The sequence below is a fragment of the Comamonas testosteroni TK102 genome, from assembly GCF_000739375.1.
Taxonomy (GTDB): Bacteria; Pseudomonadota; Gammaproteobacteria; order Burkholderiales; family Burkholderiaceae_C; genus Comamonas; species Comamonas brasiliensis.
This window is the reverse complement of sequence record NZ_CP006704.1, coordinates 988,531-1,010,681: the sequence shown is the minus strand read 5'-3', so window position 1 is coordinate 1,010,681 and position 22,151 is coordinate 988,531. Positions and strand designations below refer to the sequence as shown.

The following is a 22,151-nucleotide window of genomic DNA, read 5'->3' as shown; positions in this document are numbered from 1 at the left end:
TGTTCTGGTCAGAAGTCGAGATGGATATCAATATCCCCGCAGAGTTCGTTTACTTTGTACTTGAGGCAGTAGCTGGGGTACGTCCGATCTTTTCGAAGGCCTGTGTAGTTCTGCACCGACCAAGGTCCCCGCACCAGCCCTGATCCCGTCTGTCAATCATCTGGTCTATGAGGCTGTGGATGCACTTGGCGACTCGTTCTCAGCCGACCAAGGATTGCAGACTGTGTCGCAAAGCCACGATGCGGCACAGGAACTGGTGCACATCGCCAGCGCGGCCCGCTTGCGGCTCTGGTGTCTTGTGAGGTGGAGCGTGCGAGCAAGCTACTGGTCACGGAATGGGTCATCCAGTTGCACAAGGCATATCGGGCACTGGCGCAGGCAGGGTACGCATCAGTCTGCGCCCCGGTCAGTCTCGCTGCGCACCATGGGGTCTGCCCAGCAAGTCTTGGCCGCAAGCTCGCAGCCCGGCAAGACAAAAGCAATCCGCAGTGCGCACGCAACACTCTCTCTGGACGATCATGGCGCGCCTCGGTCGGGCTGCACCATGGAGTTTCCCGGGGATCCGCCTTCTGACCTTCCGAGTGTGCATATCTGCAAGCCAGCGTCCTGTTTGAGTCGCCTGTGAAATAACTGCCAGCTTGGGCTTGCCAAGTCAAACCGTGCTTGGCTACAGTCGAAACGTTCCTCGGAGCACTGGAAGCTGCGAGTGATGATGACGATGTGGGAACTGGCTTGGGTGTGCCGTCGTTTGCAAGAACCGAAGGCCTCCAACAGGCATTGAGCGAAACCACTGCAGCTCGGGACGACCCGATACCGGCCCCAGGATGCCGGGTAGCTTTCAAGCCGTAACATTTACCAAGTTCATGGCTGCACCGATGTTTGGGTTTTCCGTTATCAAGGTCTGATGTGGTGACATCTTCAGTTTCAGAATCGAAAGTACTCCCCGTATCACCTGAGAGCGGCTGGCGTTTCACGTTTGCTCACGTGTTGAGCGTTCTAAGCATGTGCGCAGCGTTGCTGCTGATCGTCAGCATTTCACTGGAGGCGTTCTCCGCTCAGGTCTTTGTAGAGGGCACAGTCTATGAACGCATCCAGCTGTGGGTCTGTCTGTACTTTCTGATCGATTTCTTTTTGCTGATGCTGTTGGCACCCAAAAAGATGCGTTTTCTCTTGCGCCACTTTCTGCTGGTGCTGCTGTCGATTCCTTATCTGAGCCTGATCCAGCTGTTTTCACTGTCGTTCTCGGCGGAAGTGCTGTATGTGCTGAAGTTTCTGCCCATCATGCGTGGAGGAGCTGCGCTGGTGGTACTCGTCAAAATGGTGGTCGCCAACAAGATCACGGGGCTCTTTGTCGCGTACCTGGTGAGTTTTTTCTCTGTGGTTTACTTCCAGACGCTGATCTTTTTTGTTTTTGAAAACGGAGTGAACCCCTTGGTAAAGACCTACTATGACGCGCTGTGGTGGGCTTCCATGACGGTCACCACCGTAGGCTCGAACATCGTTCCCGAGACAACGCTGGGCAAAGTCTGCACTGCGCTGCTGGCGACCTGTGGAATGACGATCTTCCCAATCTTCACGGTCTACATCACCTCCCTCGTGCAGCGGATGAATCAAAGCCGATAGAGATAGAGCAGCAGTCGCGGCCTTTTCTTGAGCATCTTGTGTGGCTGCAGGTGCCGGCACTGGCTCAACGCCCGCTGTGCGAGCGCCCGACGTACGCTTACCGAAATTCCAGATGACCACTCACCACTGTTGGTGACACAGTTGCATTCGCGCAAGCACCAATTTTTGGCATTCTGGCGCACAAAAGCTAGTCCGCCTGGCGCAGTGCGACGAACTGGTCGACGACAAACGGGCGGCACTGCATAGACAAAGAGTGGCTAACCCCACCGATCCACGAAGCGTGCGCAGATGATCTGCTGCCGCCCATTTCAGCAACCCCGGGTGGATATCCAGCCGTCGTCCACTCCACCACGCAGCGGTGCTTGCCCAGCCGCTCGCCGCCTCCAACCACCGTCTGGCGATGCGGCTGACGATGCACCCTGGTCTCAGGTGAGCTCGGCATCGCTTGAATCGACCTGCAGCCTGGCGGGCCTTCTACGAGCTCGTCCTGGCAGGCCTGCAATCGCAGCAATCGCGTCCACGCACTTCTCGAACATCTTGGAGTGGTGGCTGTCTACTGGTCTACCGGAGGCTGGGTGCCGAGGAGCCATCAATGCTGGCCGGGCTCCAATCGATCTGCTCCTGTTCAGGCAAGCGGGTCCGCATGGCCGGTATCAATGCTCCAAGGCATCTGCGGCGCTCCTGCCGCTGCGTATCCAAGGGATTGGGGGAAAGTCTTGCCATGGAGCACCGGCTCGAAGCAGGAACAAGAGGCCGTTGAGGGCAGCTTCATCGCTGACTGCGAGCTTGCGCGCACCGACTTGGGCAGAAGGCACGAAGGCAGGGATGAGGGGCTGCAGCTGTCGCCACAGTCGGTGCTGACGGGTCGGCTGCCATGGGGGCCGCGAGCATCACGGCCCTGGGGCTTCTGGCGAAGCGGTGCTAGCCAGAAGTCGTGAAGCTCAACCCTTTGTGCTGGTTGACACTTGGTTGACGAGCCTCAACAAAAACGGGCTACGATTGCTCGTAACCCGTTGAATTCATTGGTAGGGCGTGGCGGACTTGAACCGACGACCAAAGGATTATGAGTCATGATAGCTTAGCTAATACTGGATTTCACTGGATTTTAAATTTTATCATAACTTGTTGATTTTAAACATTTAATTTTCCAACGCAATCCAGCAGCATCCAGTATCATCGAAGAAAATTCCGGAACCAAACCGGAACCAGGAATCGCCCTTCAATGACTACGACCCAGACTCCAGGCCAGATTTTTCAAGCTTTACCTGCCGGAAAATTCGCCACGCTCGCAAAAATAAGTCCACGCGGAGCACTGCTGCTTCGCAAGCTCAAAAATGGCAGCGGCATGTTCTATTGGCGATCAGAGCACAACGGAAAAGAGCTACGCGAGCCAATCGGCGCGTTTGACACGTCAGCACCGCCAAAGAGCATCAAGCCAACAGAACGCGGCTATTCATTCAGTGCTGCCGTCAGAGCTGCTGAAGTTCTCTCTACACAGCATCTTGGCAACATTGACGGTGGCGGCTACCAAAGCCTCAAGAAAGCTAAGAAAAAAGAGCTGGCTCAGGCGCGGGAAAGAGCACAAGAGCTGGAAGAGCAAACGCTTGAGAAGCTGCTGCTGGCCTACTGTGACTATCTCCAAAATCTCGGAAAAATCTCTCACCAAGAGGCAAGGAATGTGCTGCGGCTCCACGTCATAGAAGCATTTCCGAAGCTTGCCAGATCGCCAGCATCGCAGATCACTACCGAGCAAGTTGCTGATGTGATGCGCAGACTGATACAGGATGGCAAGCGCCGCAGTGCGAACAAGCTGAGAAGCTATATGCGCGCCGCCTTCCAGTGTGCGAAGTCTGCCAAGACCAATCCCAGCATTCCGCTGAGCTTCAAAAGCTTTGCGATTTCCATCAATCCAGTCTCAGACACAACGCCGGACCCGCAAGGCAACCAAGCCGACAAAAATCCCATCAACTTTTTTGGACTGCAGAGGTACTGGAAGCACATCAATAGTCAGAACGACTACCGCAGCGCCCTGCTACGTTTTCATTTGGCAACTGGCGGTCAGCGCATAGCTCAACTGCTGCGACTCACCAATGCAGACATTCATAGTGACCACATCGTTCTGCATGATCCAAAGGGACGAACCGGCCAGCGGGCTCGTACACATGTGGTTCCTCTCACCAACGTGGCGCGCCTTGCCCTTGAGCAATGCCGTGCGCCCGGTGAATTTGCTTTCACCAGCGATGGCGGAAAGACTCATTTAACGGGAACCACGCTGAGTGCATGGGCGCAAGCTGCTGCAGCCGAAGCCGGTCTTGCAGACTTTCAAGCTAAGCAAATCCGATCCGGGGTTGAGACTCTGCTGGCAAGTGCAAGTGTCAGCTCCGACATTCGGGGAAGACTACAGTCGCATGGCATTTCAGGCATTCAGAATCGGCACTACAACGCCTATGAGTACCTGCCTGAGAAGCGCCAAGCTCTGGAGAAGCTGCTTGATCTGTTGGAGCAAGAATAGCAACTGATTTTTCGTTAAACAGAAGAATCTGTTTCGTTGGCGCTTGTCGCCACAAGCAAAGTTCAGTTTTCCACCCATAAGAGAGGCAAAAGCTGTGTCAACGTTGTCCAAGGAAATCAACCGTCGCTCAGAAAATAGACCTACGGCCAAACCGGCTTCATCAACAAGGTTGGCTCTGGAAGCTCTTGCATTGATTCCCTTGTATATGTTGGCTGAAGGACGGAATCAGAGCATTCCCAGCCTGATCCATGATCTAACTGGGCTGTCAAAAGCACGAATCTCCAAGGGCAACATAGACACGATTCGCCCATCCACCCTGAAAAAGATAGATGAACATCAGCAACGGTGGTTAGCGAATTACCTCGAAGACCCCGAAGCACTTGCTCACGCTCACGAAAAGATTGCGACAGCACCGAAAACCAAGTCTGGAAATTATGCATCTTGGACTGGTTGGATGCATCAGCTTGAATTTCCGCCAGAGGTTCCTCTTCCTATGAGCAAAGCAGTGGCGTTGACCATAGATGATTTGACGGAGGCACTGGTAGCGGCCTGCGACGAAGACGACCTAGCTAAATTCAAGCAGATTTTGCTGAGTCACATTGAGCGACATGGATCAGCGGTCAGTATTGCTGGAGAAACCGGTTTTGAACACGCGACAGAGCAGGAATTGAAAGAGCTACAGACCCTGAATGACTGGGCGCAAACTACCGTTTTTATCGAGAAAGTTCGCGACACACTGTATTGGGACATGATTAGTACGCTAGACGCTGAATGGAACAGTCACTATTTCTCCGGCCGCCAGAGACGATCACTGTTTCCTCTTGTCATGGTAAGGGTGCAAGACGGTTTGCTTGAAGGCCGTAAACCACTTTCAAGAAAAAACATCATCTTCCGTCCGTCTCGACGACTGCTGGAATTTCTGTACGCCTTGCTGTTCTACATGCGGTACAAAAAATGGCCCGACGGGGCACCAAGCCCTCAAGTTCTCGCAAGCATTCTCTCCAAACCTAGCGCGCAGGAAGTATTGAGCAACAGCGACGTAAGCAACTATTTCGACGGATCAACAAAGCTTACTCTTGATCTTGTGTATGACCACTGGGTGCAGATGCGCCAACACTTCACGCTTGAAAAAGCTGGGCAGGGGCCAGGACTACCGTTTCCGATAGTCATGCTCGCTCTTCATTGGCAGACCTTGCTGGTACGAGACAAAGGGAAATCGTTTTTGCTACCTGACCTGGAGAGATACAACCTCTTTTGGAACCACCGTCGCCAACAGTGGGAATCTCAGCAATCCGCGCAACATGAGTTTTTACACAATGCAAGCCCCAAGAAGGGGGAACCTATCGAGTGGCCTGCATGGATGCTCAGTCAGTCTTCGTTGTCATCCTGAGTAATTCGGTCTTCCCAGTCATCGGGACGATCATCTTCACCGCGTGAGTGCCAATATTCGTCGTGGTTTGGATTGCATTGATTGGCGTGGTTATCGTTGTCTGATTGGCGGGACATTTTGTTCTCCAGTAGATGAAGGGCTAGATTAATTTGCGGTCTTTGCAAGGGTCTGCTGCATACGGCCAACATATGAACCTTTCGGAACCCCTCCCCCACTTTGTTTAGCAACAGCGCTTTGAACGCGGGCGACTGCTGCTGGAGTTGTTGGCGACTTGACGGTACCACGTGACACCTGAGCGCTGTTGCGAGATGACTTAGACATAGAGCCTCCTTTAAAGTTAAGTGCATGGCCTACTTCGTGCGGCCACAGAAGGACTTTCGTTCAAGTCGTCTGCGCAGTTCATCCAGAAATGTTCACTTTCACCTCCGAGTTGCGGCCTCGATAGGAGACTGCGCAGAAATGGGATAGTGCTTGGCTTCATAAACTGCAACCAGCAGCCCCAACACCTCCAGACGCTCACCCTCAGGGGATTCGCCATCCGGGTCTAGTTCAATCAGCGCCGAAACTTCAGCCAGCATGGCCTTGTAATCTGCTTCGCTGCGAAGGGGGCTGATTTCCATGGCACTTCCCTTCATTTCGTTCAATCGACGGTGGCTGCTCCTATCACGTCGTGCTGTTTGTGTGTACCTGTGAATTTGACGTAAACCCATTGCATCTTGCACGCCATGGTCACAATGAGCCGGTAGTCGTGGCCTTTGATATTGAAGACCACACGGTTGTGTGCCAACGATGCACGCATTACCGAACGCAGCCGTCGAACTCGTCCAACGGGCGAACTGCTCTACTCGTTCCACTTCTGCCATTCTCCATGGTAGGCTGACTGTCAAAGACCGCTCTTCGATCCGATCACTGCAAGCAAAACGCCGCTAGCTAAAAGCATGACTGCGATTCAGTTAAATTCAGTGGGCACAACTAACGTTGACAAGCCAAGAATGCAGGAAGCCTGACTTTTCACGGCCCAGCGAAGCGCTTTTAACATCATCACCTCTGGAGAAATTGAGCATGGCTAGGCCCAAAAAAGCGGATGTATCAACAGGCTCGTTCTTCGAGGAGGACTATCTTGTTCGGACGCTTGGACGCATCGCACATGACCCAGAGGTCGCACTGACGGAGTTGGTCGCCAACGCATGGGACGCAGGAGCGTCTCTGGTAGATATTACGGTGCCAAGCGTAGGGGAAACGGCCTTGGTAGTTCAAGACGATGGGCACGGCATGAGTGCTGCCCAGTTTAAGGGCCGATGGATGCGGCTAGGCTACGACCGGATCAAGCACCAAGGCGTACATGTAGAGTTTCCTCCGGAGCGAGCTGACTGGCGCCGTAAAGCCTATGGCCGGAATGGGGTCGGTAGACATGGCCTTCTATGCTTCGCCAATCACTACGATGTTGAGACTTGGCGCGAAGGAAAAGGAGCCAACTTCGAGATCGGAACCCAGAGCAGTGAGACACCTTTCAAAATTATGAAGGAGACTACGTTTCTGCGGCAGGGCCACGGCACTCGGCTATCGGTTGTCGTTCAACGGCATCTACCTGACGAAGGACGGATTCGGGATATTTTATCGGCGCGGTTTCTCCATGACCCACAGTTCGTAGTGCGAGTGAATGGTCAGTCAGTATCACTGGCTGATCAATCAGGACTAATCGAACAGACCGCACTAAACATTCCAGGTTGCCCCGCTGCTGAGGCCTTCGTGGTCGACTCATCCAAAGCAGCTAAATCTACGATCTATCAAGGGGTCGCTTTTTGGGTGAATGGTCGACTGGTGGGCTCACCGAGTTGGGTGGTCGGCTCGGAAGCTGTGATCGATGGCCGTTCGCGATTTGCTAAACGCTATTCAATCGTTGTTAAGACTAACGATGGCTGGGCCAGTGAGATTGAACCGGATTGGGCACGCTTCAAGCCCAGTACGAAGGCCGAAGCGCTTTTCGCGGCTGTGCAGAAATACGCACAACAGGTCTTCAGCAAGCTATCGTCGGATTTGGTAGAGGAGAGTTCTGAGGATGCCTTGGTTCGCAATCGTGAGGAATTCAAAGGGCTCTCACAGCTACGACGCATTGAAGTTGCTAGCTTCGCTCGCGACTTGGTCAAAGCTAATCCGACAGTTAATCCGGACACACTATCCGCTGCCGTACAGGCCTTGATAAATTTGGAGAAATCCAGGGGCGGAGCAGGCCTGCTCGAGAAGCTCACCAAGCTCGATGAGTCGGATATTGAGGGCCTCGACCGCTTACTCAGTCAATGGACAGTCAGGGACGCACTGTCTGTACTCGACGAGATCGACCACCGCCTAGCGGTTGTCACAGCAATAGAGAAGCTTTGTGGCGATCCAGCGACCGACGAGTTACATACACTTCATCCACTGGTCACTCAGGCACGATGGCTCTTTGGTCCCGAGTTCGATAGCAGTGAATATGCCTCCAATGTAAGCCTGAGAACAGCCACAGCAAAGATATTCAGCAAACGTGTCGCAACCACTGCTTTTGTCAACTCCAAGCAAAGGCCTGACATAGTCTCGCTTGCTGATGCGACCTGCTCGGTGGTGGGTACCGAGACGTTTGATTCAGCGAACTCCAACTTGATGCGCATTCAAGACGTATTAATCATCGAACTCAAGAAGGGGAAGTCGACCATCGGGCGCGATGAGATGAACCAAGCCGATGGTTATATACAGGATTTTCTTGGCAGCGGAGCATTGGACGGCACCCCCATATTCCGGGCTTTTGTCGTTGGCTACGAAATTGCACCAAAGACTGCTCGAGAAAAAGAAATCAAAGAAGAGAGCGTTCTTCGCGGAAAGGTGATGGCAACCACTTATGGGCAACTCACCCGAACTGCACATCAGCGACTCTTACGCCTCAAAGAACGGATTCCAGCAAGGTATGAAGACGTATCGGGGGCAGACCTCTCCGCCAGAGTCATGCAGAGGGCAACCCAAGCGCCATTGCTGCTGGTCAACAAGAATTGTGCCGAGCCATCTACAACTTGAGGTGGTGCGCTACTCCTAACTAAATGCACTTCGATTACCGAACCCTGCAATAGCTAGCGCTCGCAAAATCGAGTTTTGGAGTCAGCGTAGTTGCTTGCTTATAGCATCCTGCACGGCAGGCAACACATCTTCGTAGTTGAATCCACTTTGCACTTTCTGCAGTGGCTTGGTGACTCGCTGGTTGAGCCATGTAGCCAAGCTTTGACTTTCACCTTGGCGCACTAATGGATCGTGGCTATTGCCGTGGTAGCGAAACTCCGTAAGGTTTTCCGGGTGGGCTTTGAATTTATCCGTGAAACCAACCGCTGGATATTGCTTGCTGCCACCAGCCCATGAGTCTTCGTCTTCGATAGATGACCACATCGGCAGTCGCGTGTCCCATTTCCATAAATGCTCGTACTGTCGGTTCACGCTCTGCTTGTGGCAGACCCCGCCAACGATTTGGGGATCAGCACGATCCCAGTGGTAAGTGGTGCGGCAGCCCTCGCTGTGACCGCTCAAGATAATGGGCAAGTCTGAGAAGGTCTTGAACCAGCGAATGACTTCTGCAATATCGTCGCCGCGTGCATCCAAGCGCGCCGGATTGACTGCTGTGTACACGCCTTCGCGTGCCCGCTCGCTGGCTTGCTTGAGCATTTCTTCAGTTGAGCCGCCTGGACAACCGAGCTTGTTGCCGTCCCGCGCCACGAATTCTGGCGTTATGACCGCAAACCCTTCTCGGTAGTAGAACTGCGCCACCGTGGTTTCCCATCCCCACATGCCGCCACAGCCATGGTTGTGGATGACAAGTCCACGCACTGTGGGATGGCGCGGTATCAGCGCAGTGAACTTTTCGCGATATACAGCCCCGAACAACGGTAAATAGAAGACGCTGCGGTCAAGCACCGTTCGGGCCTGTGCTTTGTCATAAGCAGGAGCTTGGCGACTCTGCTGAGCACCAGCGTTTGAAACCAGCAGCGACTGTGACAGTGCCAATATCAGAACGCCCCAAGCACTAAATTTTCCACTGCGCATAACTATCTCCCTCTCCACTAAATCATTTATTTGCCGGCGGCTACGACTTTGATGTGCGTGCCACCGTGCGGATCAGATACCGACTGGCTTACGCCGTGATTTCAAGACAGCAGAAGTGGACGTTGATCTTGGACAAGGCCCAAGCTCTGCAGGTTGGATGTACCCAGCTCAGACAAACGATCCGCTTGGCAGCGCAGGTCTGCAATCCGCTTGCCGTTTTGCTCTACCAAGATACCTTGTGCCGTCGTCGTGCTGCCATAAACGGCATAACGGTAGATGCCTTTATCAAACGACACATACGGCACTGCCTGTCCATTGGCTCCAACTTGCGTACCTTGCTTGAATGCAGGGCTAGCTGCGGTTGCGCTGGCCGGATAGAGCATCTCTGGCACTCCATCGATCGGAGCCAGTCGGTATGCCAGCTGATTGCCGCTGCCGCTCATACACAGCGATACACGCTTCTTGCCCGTGGAGCATGCAAACACTGGCGTCTCATCTGCTGAACACAGCGTTGGCACTATCGAATTCTGGCTAGGTGTTGCTGCTGCCAATGCTGGCAGAACTTGCTGGCTTACCGCCGCTGGGGGCTGCTGTGATGCCGGCACTGGCGTTGCCACAGGCGCAGGCATCTGACGATGCGCCTTCGGACTCTGCCTCCATCTTTGCCTGGCTTGCTGATGGTTGCGCGGCTGCCTGTGCTTCGGCAGCTTGTTTTGCCGCTGCTTGTTCACGCAACATGCGGTCATAGCGATCCATGGCTATGTCGTGGAAGTAGCCCATGAATGGCATGAAGCCGTTGAGTGCCACCTGCAATGCTCCGGTATCTTCGGTGCGCTGCACGGTGTATGTCACTTGGCCCCGGAGCTTGGTGCCATCCAGCACTGCGCCTTGCTTTTCATAGATGGCCCGCATGTATTGCTCCATCTGCGGCTCTGCTTTCACAGCATCTTCCGGGAAGACCGTTGCCAGCTGTGCCGAGCACACGGCTTTGCCAGTATTGGCGTTGCTGGCATCGGTGGTGATGTTCTCCAGCGCAACAGTCGTGTCTTTGACCGTGAACTGCACTCGCTGCTGACGCTCTTCACTCATGGCGTTGTGCTGCTTGTCGAACTGCTGCTGATAAATCTGTTTGACCAAGCTGACGGTCTGTGCATCAGCGCAGGCCGGTGTCTTGCTGCCGCACCCAGAAAGCACGGCCACAGCCGCACAGACGCTACTTATAAAAGTCTTTCTCATCATTCCTCTCTCCTGTTGTATGTGTTTTATACGACTCAAATCTTAGCGCAATGTGTCGTATAAGACGTTGGTTAAAAAGACACATTAGCAGACCCTCAGCGGCCATGAGAGCCAAGGAGTCTGCCCCGTCGCAACTGAACACCACGCCAGTGGTGAAGCTGCCAAATGCCGTCACAAAAGCATTGGGGGTCAAGCTGCGCAGCTACCGAGAGCTGGCGCAAAAGTCGCAAGAGCAACTGGCGCATGATGCTGAAGTGGAGCGATCGCGTATCTCCAAACTGGAGAACGGCCACATCAATCCATCGCTGCTCACACTCGCCACGCTGTGCCATTGCTTGAGCATCACGCTGGAGCAACTCTTTGAAGGCGTGACAGACACACTGCCACCCGCTTCGCAAGGCGGTGCTTTGCGCCGCCGCAACCAAGCACATGCCGAGAAGAGTCCAGCACCGTCCAAGGTGGTCGGTGCCGATCACCGCGTCAAACGTTCCAAGGCATAGGCTGGTCACTGCAACTTGCGCACGCGCACCGCTGCCAGCAGCCGCACCAGCTCCGCAGACCACGACTCCGATTCGTAGTGCCAGAACACTGTCCATGGCTTGGCGTCACCAGCAGGTAGATGCAGTTGCTTGGCTCTGCGACTACCAAGGCCCGTGGTGGGCAATCGCAGCCGTGCATTGAATGCTTGAAAGCTTGGCTCACCACCGCCTGGGTCCAGCAGCAAGATGCGCTGCGGCTGATGCTTTGATCCAGAAGCCATGCCTTCCACACCGACCGCCAATGCCCAGTGCTTGGTGCGCTGGTGTTTGACCGATGCAAATGCCACCGCCACCAGCTCACCGCGCATCAACCAGTCCAGCGCATGTCTATCCACATGCTCTTTGGCTCCGTACTTGGCAGTCAGCTTCAGGGGCAGCTCTAGGCTTTTGACCAATTCCACCCACTCTTTGGCATGGATGCCACTGAAGTACTTGGGACCAAATGCATTCCAGACCGCTGCGGCCACGCCGTACTTGCGTTGGCTCATGTCATACATGGCTGAAGCCTTGGCCAAATCGAAGATCACCAAGAGCATCGCCAGCACATGCGTTCCGCAAGCGCCATCGAGCATAGATTGCTGCATAAAGCAGCGTACTGGCTCTTGACGCTGCTGCTGCACGGTCAGCGCATGGCCTGTCTGCAATGCGGGATGCACACGCTGAAATCCATAACTTTGTGGTGCAGAGATAGACGTTCCTGGACGCATCAATACTCCGATGGAAGCAGTAGCGTTGTGGCCGAGCGGTCAGCTTCGGTGATGATCCACAGGGTGGGCAAGCCGCTTCGCTTGTCTTGTGGTGTCTGCAGCAGTGCTTCAGCATCCACCAGCCGGTAAACGCTCATCACGCGCATGCGCTGCCGAACGGCTGCCTCGTTGGTGGCTTTGTCTTCATCACAGCAGTCACCCCAATCGCCATGCACATGGCGTGATACCAAAGCCAATGCACTGAAGCCGGTTTGCTCCAGCAGCTCCAATGCGCCAGGTGTCGCTACCAACTGGCCGAGTGCAAAGCGCGGCGCATTGCTCATCAAAGTCATGCGGCGTGCCGTACCAGAACGAGAAGAATTTGCTGACATGGAAGTACTCCTTGGTTAATCGTCAGACTCAAGAACTCCACGTGCGAATCACCGACACCGCCGCCCCACATGGGCGAGCAACGTCCTCCGCATGCGTGAAAACGGATAAAAAAATGGACCGCTTTGCCGGTCCATCGAGAGATCAAGAAAGAGAAAGTGGCAGCGACTTCATATCGCCAGCACAGGCCAAGCCACCAGCGCTGCGCTACACCGACAGTTCCAGTGCCGCGAAAAGCTCAGCGTCTGTCGCATGACTGAGACTGAGTGCTTGAACCGTTGCAGGCCATATGCCCAGCAGCGATTTCAAATCAGTATTGGCATCACATGGCTCATGCCGATCCAGCAAGCCAAGCAGAGTCAGCCGCTCATCCAGTGCCACCTCAACAGCGGCCAGATCAACACCCCACCATGCAGCCAGCAGTGCATGCAAGGCCGGGACAGGCAGTTCAAAACATGGCCAAGCTGCGCCGCCATAGTTAAGATACGCACACAGCAGCCGCAGCGACTGCGCCAAAGACAAATCCAGGTGCTTGCGCAATCTCTCCAGATTACGAGCCGCTGGCGCCACATCCACCGGCAGTGGTGGACATGGTTCGGCCATCAAGCGTTCCACCACCAGAGCAGGCTCCATTGGCTGATCAGGCATCGCCGAGCCAAGGAAGGCTGGCACTTCAAAGAAGCATGGGCTGCGGGAATGACCCAGTACCGGCCAATACAGCAGCTCCAAATCGCGTGACACATCTGCCAGTCGCTGCGCGCCCAACATACCCAGCAGCACCGGCAGCAAGCGCTGCAGCATCTGCATGCGGTGATGGCGGCGAAACGCCAGATTGCCCGACGAATTCAATCCAATGAGAAAACAAGGATTGGGATTAAAGCTCTGCACGTTCATATTGAAACCATCAATATCTAATAATGCTGCACCGTACTACAAATAATGCATATTTATCCGTGCATGATGGTATTATATCAACAATATAAGAAAATACCGTATTTTTAGCGGTTTTATGGCTATTTAAGCCATATATACAGAACAACTACATAAACTCAGCAAAAACGCTGAATTGCAAGTCGTTCGTTGTAGCGACTCAAATCCCCAGTCATCCCTCAAAACCAGGAGTAGACGCGCCTGTAGCAATGGCGTACCCCATCTGCGCGTGCTTTGAAGCTGGCTGAATCCCATTCAAATCCTGACTATCGATAATCAATCGTTATCAATAACCAAACTGGAACTTTCATGAGCAATAAACGTTCTACCATTTCAGCCGAAGGTAAATCACATACTAAAAAAACGAAAATTTTCTCCCGGGAAAATCACAAGAAAAATAAATTACTTAATAAAAACTCTGTCCAAGAATATATGAATGCAAGCCAAGCCAGTGCCACCAAGCACGCCTACGCCTCGGACTTACGGCACTTCCTGGCACATGGCGGCGCTGTTCCCTGCTCGTCGAAACGGCTGGCCACGTATCTGGCAGAGTCTGCCAATGATGGTCTGGCGGTTGCCACGCTTGAGCGCCGCATCACTGCGATCCACAAAGCACATGTCGATCACAAGCACGCATCACCGGCACACAGTGAAATCGTCAGGCAAGTTATGCAAGGCATACGTCGCACACTCGGCACCAAACAGCGACAAGTGAAGCCACTGACAAAAGATGAGCTACTGACCGCCGTGGAGACAGTTGAGAAAATCCACATGCCTATTAGAGCAGCCCGTGATGCCGCACTGTTGCTGGTTGGTTTTGCGTCGGCCATGCGGCGATCTGAGCTGGTTGGTGTATGTGTGGAACATCTGGGCTTCTCACCTATCGGGCTTGAAATTGAGTTGCCAGTCAGCAAAACGGATCAGGAGCAGCACGGACGCACCGTCTTCATTCCGAGAGCCAATGGCAGTCACTGTCCAGTCACCGCACTGATGCGCTGGCTCAAGCAAGCAGGCATCAGAACAGGACATGTTTTTAGGTCCGTCAACCGTTACGACGGCATTGCCAAGCAAGGACTGACACCACAGTCAGTGGCGCTCATCGTAAAAGCCGCCATGGTGCAAACTGGAGTTGATGCACAGAACATCAGCGGCCACAGCCTCCGAGCAGGCTACTGCACAAGTGCGGCAGAGCAAGGCCAACAGTCTTGGCAGATACGCCAGCAGACCGGACATAAGTCCGATATAACTCTGGCGCGATACATCCGACGCAACTTGCGGAAGGCCACTCCAAGCTTACTTTGACTCCCGGTTTGACTTCTGCAACTTCTGTGTGGGCATGCTCTGCATGCATGGGCACTTTAGACGTCGCTTAGAATCGAAGCTTTTTGTTTAAACATGTTATTTTAGTAGTCATCTTCCGTTGGTATGGCCTTTTAGAAAGCACGCCCTCATGCCTTTTTTCATTGCGAGAAGGTTTTTGGTCGTCATTCTCGAAAAAGGTCAGCCGTTCTAAATTTTAAGGCTTCAAGGAATGGCATGGATGTGTTGAAGCTGGGGAGAAATAGCAAATGCAGCTTCTAACGCCACATCAAAGTCTTTTTTATGCTTGGCAACTTACAAAACGCACCGGCGGAGACAGTGTCGAGTCTCTAGCATCAACGCTCGTTGATTCCCAGGTTGATCTCAACCCTCATCAAGTGGAAGCTGCCCTCTTCGCCTGCGCCAATCCTTTGTCGCACGGAGTCATCTTGGCTGACGAAGTGGGGCTCGGCAAAACCATTGAGGCCGGGCTTGTGATCTCTCAGCGCTGGGCCGAGCGCCGCCGCCGCATCCTGATCGTCGTGCCCGCCAACCTGCGCAAGCAATGGCACCAGGAGTTGCAAGATAAGTTCAACCTGCAGAGCGTCCTCCTAGAGGCCAAGAGCTTCAACACCCTGCGCAAACAGGGCCGCCAGAATCCGTTTCAAGGGGCGTCCGGCCCTGTCATCTGCTCTTACCAGTTCGCAAAGGCGAAGGCAGCCGACATCAAGGCAGTTGATTGGGACTTGGTTGTGTTCGACGAAGCGCACCGCCTGCGCAATGTCTACAAAACCAGCAACGTGATCGCCAAGACGCTGAAAGAAGCTCTGGCCCATGTGCATTCTAAAGTGCTGCTGACGGCCACGCCTTTGCAGAACTCGCTGCTAGAGCTTTATGGCCTAGTCAGCATGATCGATGACCGCGTTTTTGGTGACATCGACAGCTTCCGCTCGCAGTTCACGGCACAGCCCAGGGAACAGGCTTTCACAGCCCTGCGAGCCCGCCTTGCCACCGTCTGCAAACGCACTTTGCGCCGCCAGGTTCAGCAGTACGTGCCCTACACAGCACGGCGGGCCATCGTTGAAGAGTTCTCCCCCTCGAACGAGGAACGAGAGCTGTCCAACCTTGTCGCTGACTACCTCCGGCGGCCCAACCTCAAGGCGCTGCCGGAAGGCCAACGGCAACTGATCTCCTTGGTACTGTGGAAGCTGCTGGCCTCATCGACCCACGCCATTGCGGGCGCGCTGGAGACCATGGCCAAACGGCTTCAGAGTGAACTCGACGAGTCGTCAGACATCCCTGATCTTGCTGAGGTGCTTGACGACGACTATGAGTCGCTTGACGAAACTGCTGACGAATGGGACGGGCAAGAGGGCTCCGCTGCGTCGCTCCCCTCCAATCAGCGTGATGCGGTTGCCCAGGAAATTGCCGAACTGCAGCACTTCAAAACACTAGCGACCAACATCCGAGAGAACGCCAAGGGGACGGCGCTGCTGACCGCCCTGTACAAGGCATTCACCGAACTTGATCGACTCGGCGCAGCCAAAAAGGCCATCATCTTCACGGAATCTAAGCGCACCCAGGAATACCTTCTATCGCTCTTGGCTGACACACCCTACGGCGAGGGCATCGTCTTGTTCAACGGCACGAATAGTGATGCCCGCGCACAAGCGGTATATGCCGATTGGATCAAGCGCCACGAGGGGACGGATCGCATCACGGGTTCGAGGACCGCCGACACACGAGCCGCGCTGGTGGAGCATTTCAAAGAGCGCGGTACAGTGATGATCGCCACCGAGGCAGGTGCCGAAGGTATCAACCTTCAGTTCTGCTCGCTGGTCATCAACTATGACCTGCCGTGGAACCCACAACGCATCGAACAACGCATCGGCCGCTGTCACCGTTACGGGCAGAAGTTCGACGTGGTGGTAGTCAACTTCGTGGACCGCAGCAATGAAGCCGACGCCAGGGTCTATGAGCTGCTGGATCAGAAATTTCAGCTGTTTGAAGGCGTTTTTGGAGCCAGCGACGAGGTGCTAGGGGCCATCGGCTCAGGCGTGGACTTCGAGCGGCGCATCGCGGACATCTATCAAAACTGCCGTGATCCGGATGCGATCAAGTCCAGCTTCGAGCAGTTGCAACGTGACTTGTCTGGCGAGATCAACGAGGCCATGGTCAAGACCCGGCAAATCCTGCTGGAGAACTTTGATGAAGAAGTCCAGGACAAGCTGCGCCTGCGTGCAGCTGATAGCCGTGCTGCACGCAACAAGTACGAAAACATGCTGCTCGAACTAACGCGGGCGGCGCTGGGGGAGTGCGCCCATTTTGATGAAGATGGCTTCTTCCTTCAGTGCCTCCCGGCCGACACCCTCAATTCCGTTGAACTCGGTCGCTATGAGCTGCCTCGCCGTTCTGGCGACTCGCACCTCTATCGCATCGGCCATCCGCTTGCCGAGTGGGTGACAGATAAGGCAAAGGGCCTTGTGCTTGCGGGCTCGCGGCTCGTCTTTGACTACGATGCACACGGCATCCAAGTCAGTACCCTCAAACCCTATCGTGGCAAGACCGGCTGGCTGACCTTGAAGCTTGTGACTGTTGAGTCCCTCGGAAACGAAGAGCAGCGCCTGATTGTGGCCGCCATCACCTCAGACGGTCAGCCCCTGGCGGAAGACGACCCAGAAAAGCTCCTGCGTTTGCCCGCGCGAACACAGCCTTCCGCGCAAGTTGGCTCAGATGTCGCCCACCTCCGTGAAGACGTAGCGACGCGGATGTCTGCTGTGCTTCGCGAGATCAACCAGCGCAACCTGGGTTACTTCGAGCAAGAAGTCCAGAAGCTTGATGCATGGGCCGATGACCTGAAGCTGGGTATTGAGCACGAGATCAAAGAAATCGACCGCCAGATCAAGGAAGTACGTCGCACGGCAGCCAGTGCCCCCTCGCTGGAAGAGAAGCTCTCCTGGCAGAAGCAGCAAAGGGAGCTTGAAACCAAGCGCGCGAAGCTGCGGCGCGAGCTTTTCAACCGCCAGGATGCGATTGAGGCTGAGCGCAATGAGCTGATCAGTCAGTTGGAAGGCAAGCTTCAGCAGGACGTGAACGAGCAGACGCTATTCACCGTAGAGTGGGAGTTGATCTGAGTTCCATCTAGCCAATTAAAGTTTCTCCAGGGGGACAAATTGAAAACACCATCAGAGCAGTTAGTTGAAACATTCCTTCCTTTGCTAGTACAGGAAGGACTGGTATTGGCCGAAGATGCCAAGCAATACGGCCCCAAGCTATCGGCCGGAACTATGAAAGCCGAAGACTGGTTACTTGCTGCGCAAAAATCGCTAGACAAGAAGAAAGCAACGGCGGAGGGCGCCGCATGAGCAAAGTTTCATTGGGGGGCATAAAGATCGAAGGACTGCGGGGAGCCGCCAGGCCGGTCGAGCTGACATTTGAGAAGGGAAAGAAGCTCACCATCATCTACGGCGAGAACGGCACTGGCAAATCCACCATTTGCGATGCGTTGGACTTGCTTGGCAACGGAAAAGTCGGCTCTCTGGACACCAGAGGCCTAGGCAGCGCAATACATAAGTACTGGCCCACTGTCGGCAAGAATGCGTCCGACGTTCGAGTGACATTGAAGACTTCAGCAGGTGACTGCATTGCTTCGCTCGAAAAATCGAACGTCAACGTCGCCAACGCCGCACTGCGACCTAGCGTCGAGGTGCTGCGACGCGCCCAAATTCTTAAGCTTGTTGAGGCCAAGCCTGCAGAGAGATACCAAGCAATCAGCCGCTTTGTGGATGTCGCTCTAGCAGAAGCGTCAGAGAACTCGTTGCGCAAACTGGTGAAGGATACGGAAGATAACGAAAAGATTGTCATTGCGCGTATTGATGAAAACAAACGGGCAATCGAGTCCTTCTGGGAGCGTGCAGGAAAGCCTCAGGCTAGCAGTCAAATTGAGTGGGCCAAAGCTTTGGTTGCCCAAGATCGAAGTAGCCTGGTTGCCCGAAAAGCGATGCTAGATCAGCTGATCCTCAAATGGGACGCGCTGTCGAATCATCCAGCAACAATCCAATCGCTACGAGCTGCACACAGTCAATGCGAGGCAGCGCTGAATGGAGCGAATGCCAAGCTAGCGGGGCTCAAGGATTCAGTTGCCGCCGACTACTTGGAGATTTTGGGTCTTCTCAAAGCAGCACAAGCTCATTTGAGAAGTCATCCTGATCCATCTACTTGCCCCCTTTGTGGCAGTGCCGAACGAGCCAAAGGTCTTGCCGCTGAAGTAGATCGAAGGATCGAATCTCAAAGTGCGTATGGCCAACTTGAAGCAGCCAGGCTTGAAGTCAGCACGAAGGAACTCGCTCTTAATGGCGCCAAGCAGCGATTGCAAGACGCCATTCATGCTGCGGGACTGGCTGCGCAGGGCCTTTCCCAGTTGTTCAGCTCTGACCAGCTCTCTGCAGATATTTCGCTTCCAAACGTCGCCCTACCGTCCGATGTAGCACTGTGGCCTGATTGGCTTACGCTGAATCAACCTCTTAGAGATAGTTGGGCGTTGGAATCAACAACGCTAGCGGAAGACGCCCGCTTCATTGGCACGCTGAAAGATGCCCTGACTGCCTATGAGCAAAACGCTCAGGCTGCCGGCGAGCATGAAGAAACTCTGCCGCACCTGAAAAAGATGCTGGATATCGTTGAAGGACAGCGCAAGCAGTTCACCGATTCCGTTCTGGCCGGCATCGCTCAACGTGTTGGTGAGCTCTACGACATGGTTCACCCAGGCGAGGGGCTGAACAAAATTTCCTTGGCCCTCGATGAAGGGCGCCGCGCCTCACTAGACATCACCACCGAGTTCGGCGGCAAGTCAGACACGCCGCCTCAGGCCTATTTCAGTGATTCTCACCTGGACACCCTTGGTCTTTGCGTCTTCTTGGCCCTAGCCGAACGAGATGCGCCAGAACAAAAGATCTTGGTTCTTGATGACGTCCTGGGCAGCGTAGACGAGCCCCATGTTGATCGAGTCATCGAGATGGTTTACGACGTCACTGCTAGGTTTCGCCATTGCCTAGTCACCACCCACTACGGTCCGTGGCGACACAAGCTGAGATGGGGATGGCTAAAGCACGGTCAATGCCAGTTCGTAGAGCTGCGCCGCTGGTCGCTAGGAGCTGGCATTGCGTACGCAAACAGCTTGCCGGAAACCACTCGGCTTAGGGCTTCGGTCAATGCCACAGACCCCGACCTTCAGGCAATTTGCGCCAAGGCGGGAGTGGTCTTGGAAGCCATTCTGGATTTCCTCACGATGACGTATGAGTGCAGCGTACCTCGACGCGTCGGCAGCAACTACACCCTCGGTGATCTGCTGCCCGCCATAGACGGCAAATTGAAGAAGGCCTTGCGCGTTGAGCATCGCAAAGAGGATGAGCACGGGCAAGTCACTTACACCCCATTCGCCCTCGAACCACACCTGAGCAAGCTGGTACAGATCGCTCAAGTACGAAACGTGTTTGGCTGCCATTTCAATCAGATTTCTTTCGAGCTGCTCGACAGCGATGCGCTCACCTTCGGTCTGGAGGTGCTTGCATTGGCAGATGCCGTCATCGACCAAGATGCCGGCTGGCCACGAAGCTCTAAGTCAGGTAGCTACTGGGCAACGTCTGGAGAAACCCGTCGCCTCCATCCATTGAGAAAGCCGAGCTGACGATATGGCCGCACTCGAACCGCATTACCTGGCCATCCTGAAGACAGTGCTGGCAACACGCTTCGTCCCGTACCTGCCACCGCTCCTTGGCAAAGTCAGCGCAGCCGACCAAGCCGCCAAACAACTCTCGCGTGCCTTCAGCGCCTTCGTCCTGCACAAGCTCCTCGACATCACACCACAAGCGGCTGCCGTATCCGTGGTGGACGATTATCAGGACAAAGGCCTCGATGCGATCCACTATGACGCCACAACCGAGACGCTGTATCTATTACAGACGAAGCTGAAGGAGTCGGAGCAGTTCAAGCAGGAAGATGCTCTGCCGTTCTGCGAGGGCATCCGCCTGCTACTGAAGCAGGACTTCGGCGCCTTCAACGCAAATGTGCAGGCCCGCAAGCCTGACATCGAAAGTGCGCTCGACTCATGCAGCCACATCAAGTTGGTTGTGCCTTTCACGGGCGATGGCATCTCCAAGACGGCCAGCGATGCGTTGCAGGCGTTGCTCGGCGACGAAGACTTAGATGAAGAGCGGTTGGTCAAGCAAGTGGAGTACTACACAGCGAGCGAGATCACCCGCGACCTACTGGCGGAGCAAGCTTATGCACAGGTGCACGCCGAAATCGCCTTGCAGAAGCACGAAAAGGTCGAACATCCACGAAGCACGTATTACGGCGTCGCGCGCTTGGGCGACTTGGTGACGCTCCATCAGACACATGGCAAAGCCCTGTACGAAAGGAACATCCGGTACTTTCTCGGTAGCAGCAAGTCCGATGTCAACAAGGCCATCAAGACCACCCTGCACGATGCTCCGGGCGACTTTTTCTATCTCAACAATGGCGTCACTGCCGTCTGTGACCTGATCGAGCCGAAGGCCACCAAGAACGGTGCCAAGAAATTCAAGGTTCGCGGACTGTCCATCATCAATGGCGCACAGACGGTGGCGTCGGCAGCCGAGTTCGTGCGCCAGCATCCGGGCAGGAACATCGACGACGCAAAGGTGATGCTCACCCTTATCAAGGCACCAGCGGACGGGCCATTCGGTAAGCGGGTAACCAAAGCCCGCAACCACCAGAACCCTGTCCAGACCGCCAACTTTGCGTCGCTCGATGAAAACCAAGAGCGGCTGCGGCAGGAAATCGCCCACCTGGGATTCGAGTATCACTATCGCCCCGAGGCGCTGGCGACCGGCCCCACAGCGATTACGCTGGATGAGGCGCTGAGAGCCCTGGCCTCACAGCAACACGATCCTCGATACGCCGTGTGGCTCAAGAGCGACCCAGCGAGGCTCGCCAAACCTGATTCCGCCGAGTACCAAGCACTCTTCGCCAACACGCTAACGGGCGCGGCACTGGTCAATGCCGTTTTGTGCCACCGCGCCATCCGCGCCTTGGTTGTTGATTACGAGCTGCGAGCGCCGGCACGCAGCCAAGAACGCCTGATCTACCGCCACGGCATTCACGTCATCACAGCGGTCATGATGAAGCGCCTGCGCAATCGAATAGGCGCTGCAGCTGTTGTCAACGTGCCGGCAATAAATGCACTACTTAGCCAGGCGGACACGCTCGACCAATTACGACAACAGGCGTTCAGCTTGGGGCAAAAGCGCCTGACCTTTGAGGGGCCACTGGCCTACTTCCGCAATCAGAGCAATGTGACTGCGTTCCTGGCGGATCTGATGGAGACGCACTTTGCGCTGACCGCCGACCAGGCGATAGCCCCATTGCGCAATATTCAGACTGCTGCGGACATCTATCCACGCAAGCGCCTGCTTGACTATTTGTCGAGCCGTGCGCCGCAACTATGA

At 54.8% G+C, this 22,151-nt stretch carries 18 protein-coding genes and 1 pseudogene; 10 read left to right on the top strand and 9 right to left on the bottom strand.

Annotated features, from left to right (window positions below; all coding sequences use genetic code 11):
• The first annotated feature begins 1,014 nt into the window (after positions 1-1,014).
• Entirely contained in the window at positions 1,015-1,623 is a 609-nt protein-coding gene (locus tag O987_RS04555; protein WP_232536079.1) for an ion channel, read from the top strand.
• Positions 1,624-1,880: 257 nt separating this feature from the next.
• On the opposite strand, the pseudogene O987_RS29180 reads toward O987_RS04555, so the two are convergent.
• Positions 1,881-2,514: pseudogene (locus O987_RS29180) on the bottom strand (IS5/IS1182 family transposase).
• Between the two features lie 331 nt (positions 2,515-2,845).
• Here O987_RS29180 and O987_RS04545 point away from each other — a divergent pair.
• Together O987_RS04545 and O987_RS04540 are read left to right on the top strand one after the other, a co-directional pair.
• Positions 2,846-4,135 carry a tyrosine-type recombinase/integrase gene (locus O987_RS04545; protein WP_235214249.1) on the top strand — a complete coding sequence of 430 codons (1,290 nt, stop codon included), beginning with the start codon at positions 2,846-2,848 and terminating at the stop codon, positions 4,133-4,135.
• A gap of 103 nt (positions 4,136-4,238) precedes the next feature.
• Positions 4,239-5,525 carry a hypothetical protein gene (locus O987_RS04540; protein ID WP_144244890.1) on the top strand — a complete coding sequence of 429 codons (1,287 nt, stop codon included), beginning with the start codon at positions 4,239-4,241 and terminating at the stop codon, positions 5,523-5,525.
• A 419-nt stretch (positions 5,526-5,944) separates the two neighbouring features.
• Here O987_RS04540 and O987_RS04535 read toward each other — a convergent pair whose 3' ends face one another.
• Together O987_RS04535 and O987_RS27720 are read right to left on the bottom strand one after the other, a co-directional pair.
• Positions 5,945-6,145 (bottom strand): hypothetical protein, encoded by a 201-nt coding sequence (locus O987_RS04535; RefSeq protein WP_144244889.1) that lies wholly within the window; start codon positions 6,143-6,145, stop codon positions 5,945-5,947.
• A 20-nt stretch (positions 6,146-6,165) separates the two neighbouring features.
• Positions 6,166-6,324 carry a type II toxin-antitoxin system HigB family toxin gene (locus O987_RS27720; RefSeq protein ID WP_235214248.1) on the bottom strand — a complete coding sequence of 53 codons (159 nt, stop codon included), beginning with the start codon at positions 6,322-6,324 and terminating at the stop codon, positions 6,166-6,168.
• 263 nt (positions 6,325-6,587) lie between these two features.
• Here O987_RS27720 and O987_RS04525 point away from each other — a divergent pair, with 263 nt between their 5' ends.
• Complete coding sequence (locus tag O987_RS04525; RefSeq protein ID WP_051962114.1) at positions 6,588-8,570, top strand: ATP-binding protein; 1,983 nt, start codon at positions 6,588-6,590, stop codon at positions 8,568-8,570.
• Between the two features lie 81 nt (positions 8,571-8,651).
• On the opposite strand, the gene O987_RS04520 is transcribed toward O987_RS04525, so the two are convergent.
• The 3 genes from O987_RS04520 to O987_RS29340 form a co-directional block, all read right to left on the bottom strand.
• On the bottom strand, positions 8,652-9,584 hold the full coding sequence (locus O987_RS04520) for a hypothetical protein (protein ID WP_043376092.1): 933 nt from the start codon (positions 9,582-9,584) through the stop codon (positions 8,652-8,654).
• A gap of 101 nt (positions 9,585-9,685) precedes the next feature.
• Positions 9,686-10,069, bottom strand: a complete 384-nt coding sequence (locus O987_RS29345; RefSeq protein ID WP_235214247.1) for a hypothetical protein — start codon at positions 10,067-10,069, stop codon at positions 9,686-9,688.
• Positions 10,070-10,115: 46 nt separating this feature from the next.
• Positions 10,116-10,823, bottom strand: coding sequence for a hypothetical protein (locus tag O987_RS29340; protein WP_235214246.1), 708 nt, complete (start codon positions 10,821-10,823; stop codon positions 10,116-10,118).
• A 101-nt stretch (positions 10,824-10,924) separates the two neighbouring features.
• Here O987_RS29340 and O987_RS04505 point away from each other — a divergent pair, with 101 nt between their 5' ends.
• A complete protein-coding gene (locus O987_RS04505; RefSeq protein WP_043370970.1) occupies positions 10,925-11,320 on the top strand; it encodes a helix-turn-helix domain-containing protein in 396 nt (131 codons plus the stop codon).
• 5 nt (positions 11,321-11,325) lie between these two features.
• Here O987_RS04505 and O987_RS04500 read toward each other — a convergent pair whose 3' ends face one another.
• From O987_RS04500 to O987_RS04490, 3 genes are all read right to left on the bottom strand, one after another.
• The gene (locus O987_RS04500; protein WP_235214245.1) at positions 11,326-11,943 is read right to left on the bottom strand and encodes a hypothetical protein; all 618 of its coding nucleotides are present in this window, start codon (positions 11,941-11,943) and stop codon (positions 11,326-11,328) included.
• Positions 11,944-12,065: 122 nt separating this feature from the next.
• The gene (locus O987_RS04495; RefSeq protein WP_043370968.1) at positions 12,066-12,398 is read right to left on the bottom strand and encodes a hypothetical protein; all 333 of its coding nucleotides are present in this window, start codon (positions 12,396-12,398) and stop codon (positions 12,066-12,068) included.
• A gap of 244 nt (positions 12,399-12,642) precedes the next feature.
• Positions 12,643-13,329 (bottom strand): hypothetical protein, encoded by a 687-nt coding sequence (locus O987_RS04490; protein ID WP_043370967.1) that lies wholly within the window; start codon positions 13,327-13,329, stop codon positions 12,643-12,645.
• Positions 13,330-13,674: 345 nt separating this feature from the next.
• Here O987_RS04490 and O987_RS04485 point away from each other — a divergent pair, with 345 nt between their 5' ends.
• The 5 genes from O987_RS04485 (at position 13,675) to O987_RS04470 (ending at position 22,151) form a co-directional block, all read left to right on the top strand.
• Entirely contained in the window at positions 13,675-14,667 is a 993-nt protein-coding gene (locus O987_RS04485) for a site-specific integrase (protein ID WP_043370966.1), read from the top strand.
• A gap of 266 nt (positions 14,668-14,933) precedes the next feature.
• Positions 14,934-17,798 (top strand): SNF2-related protein, encoded by a 2,865-nt coding sequence (locus O987_RS04480; RefSeq protein WP_043370964.1) that lies wholly within the window; start codon positions 14,934-14,936, stop codon positions 17,796-17,798.
• Between the two features lie 39 nt (positions 17,799-17,837).
• The gene (locus O987_RS28610; RefSeq protein ID WP_144244888.1) at positions 17,838-18,029 is read left to right on the top strand and encodes a hypothetical protein; all 192 of its coding nucleotides are present in this window, start codon (positions 17,838-17,840) and stop codon (positions 18,027-18,029) included.
• The gene (locus tag O987_RS27510) at positions 18,026-20,350 is read left to right on the top strand and encodes an AAA family ATPase (protein WP_051962112.1); all 2,325 of its coding nucleotides are present in this window, start codon (positions 18,026-18,028) and stop codon (positions 20,348-20,350) included. Before O987_RS28610 ends, O987_RS27510 begins: the two co-directional genes overlap by 4 nt.
• 4 nt (positions 20,351-20,354) lie before the next feature.
• Positions 20,355-22,151 carry an AIPR family protein gene (locus O987_RS04470; RefSeq protein ID WP_043370963.1) on the top strand — a complete coding sequence of 599 codons (1,797 nt, stop codon included), beginning with the start codon at positions 20,355-20,357 and terminating at the stop codon, positions 22,149-22,151.

Excerpts from the sequence above, each read along its gene's own strand:
- O987_RS04525 (WP_051962114.1), top strand. The coding sequence starts at position 6,588 with ATGGCTAGGCCCAAAAAAGCGGATGTATCAACAGGCTCGTTCTTCGAG.
- O987_RS27720 (WP_235214248.1), bottom strand. The coding sequence starts at position 6,324 with ATGCGTGCATCGTTGGCACACAACCGTGTGGTCTTCAATATCAAAGGC.
- O987_RS04505 (WP_043370970.1), top strand. The coding sequence starts at position 10,925 with ATGAGAGCCAAGGAGTCTGCCCCGTCGCAACTGAACACCACGCCAGTG.
- O987_RS04480 (WP_043370964.1), top strand. The coding sequence starts at position 14,934 with ATGCAGCTTCTAACGCCACATCAAAGTCTTTTTTATGCTTGGCAACTT.
- O987_RS04520 (WP_043376092.1), bottom strand. The coding sequence starts at position 9,584 with ATGCGCAGTGGAAAATTTAGTGCTTGGGGCGTTCTGATATTGGCACTG.
- O987_RS04495 (WP_043370968.1), bottom strand. The coding sequence starts at position 12,398 with ATGACTTTGATGAGCAATGCGCCGCGCTTTGCACTCGGCCAGTTGGTA.
- O987_RS04545 (WP_235214249.1), top strand. The coding sequence starts at position 2,846 with ATGACTACGACCCAGACTCCAGGCCAGATTTTTCAAGCTTTACCTGCC.
- O987_RS04485 (WP_043370966.1), top strand. The coding sequence starts at position 13,675 with ATGAGCAATAAACGTTCTACCATTTCAGCCGAAGGTAAATCACATACT.
- O987_RS04535 (WP_144244889.1), bottom strand. The coding sequence starts at position 6,145 with ATGGAAATCAGCCCCCTTCGCAGCGAAGCAGATTACAAGGCCATGCTG.
- O987_RS27510 (WP_051962112.1), top strand. The coding sequence starts at position 18,026 with ATGAGCAAAGTTTCATTGGGGGGCATAAAGATCGAAGGACTGCGGGGA.
- O987_RS04470 (WP_043370963.1), top strand. The coding sequence starts at position 20,355 with ATGGCCGCACTCGAACCGCATTACCTGGCCATCCTGAAGACAGTGCTG.
- O987_RS29340 (WP_235214246.1), bottom strand. The coding sequence starts at position 10,823 with ATGATGAGAAAGACTTTTATAAGTAGCGTCTGTGCGGCTGTGGCCGTG.
- O987_RS04490 (WP_043370967.1), bottom strand. The coding sequence starts at position 13,329 with ATGAACGTGCAGAGCTTTAATCCCAATCCTTGTTTTCTCATTGGATTG.
- O987_RS04500 (WP_235214245.1), bottom strand. The coding sequence starts at position 11,943 with ATGCAGCAATCTATGCTCGATGGCGCTTGCGGAACGCATGTGCTGGCG.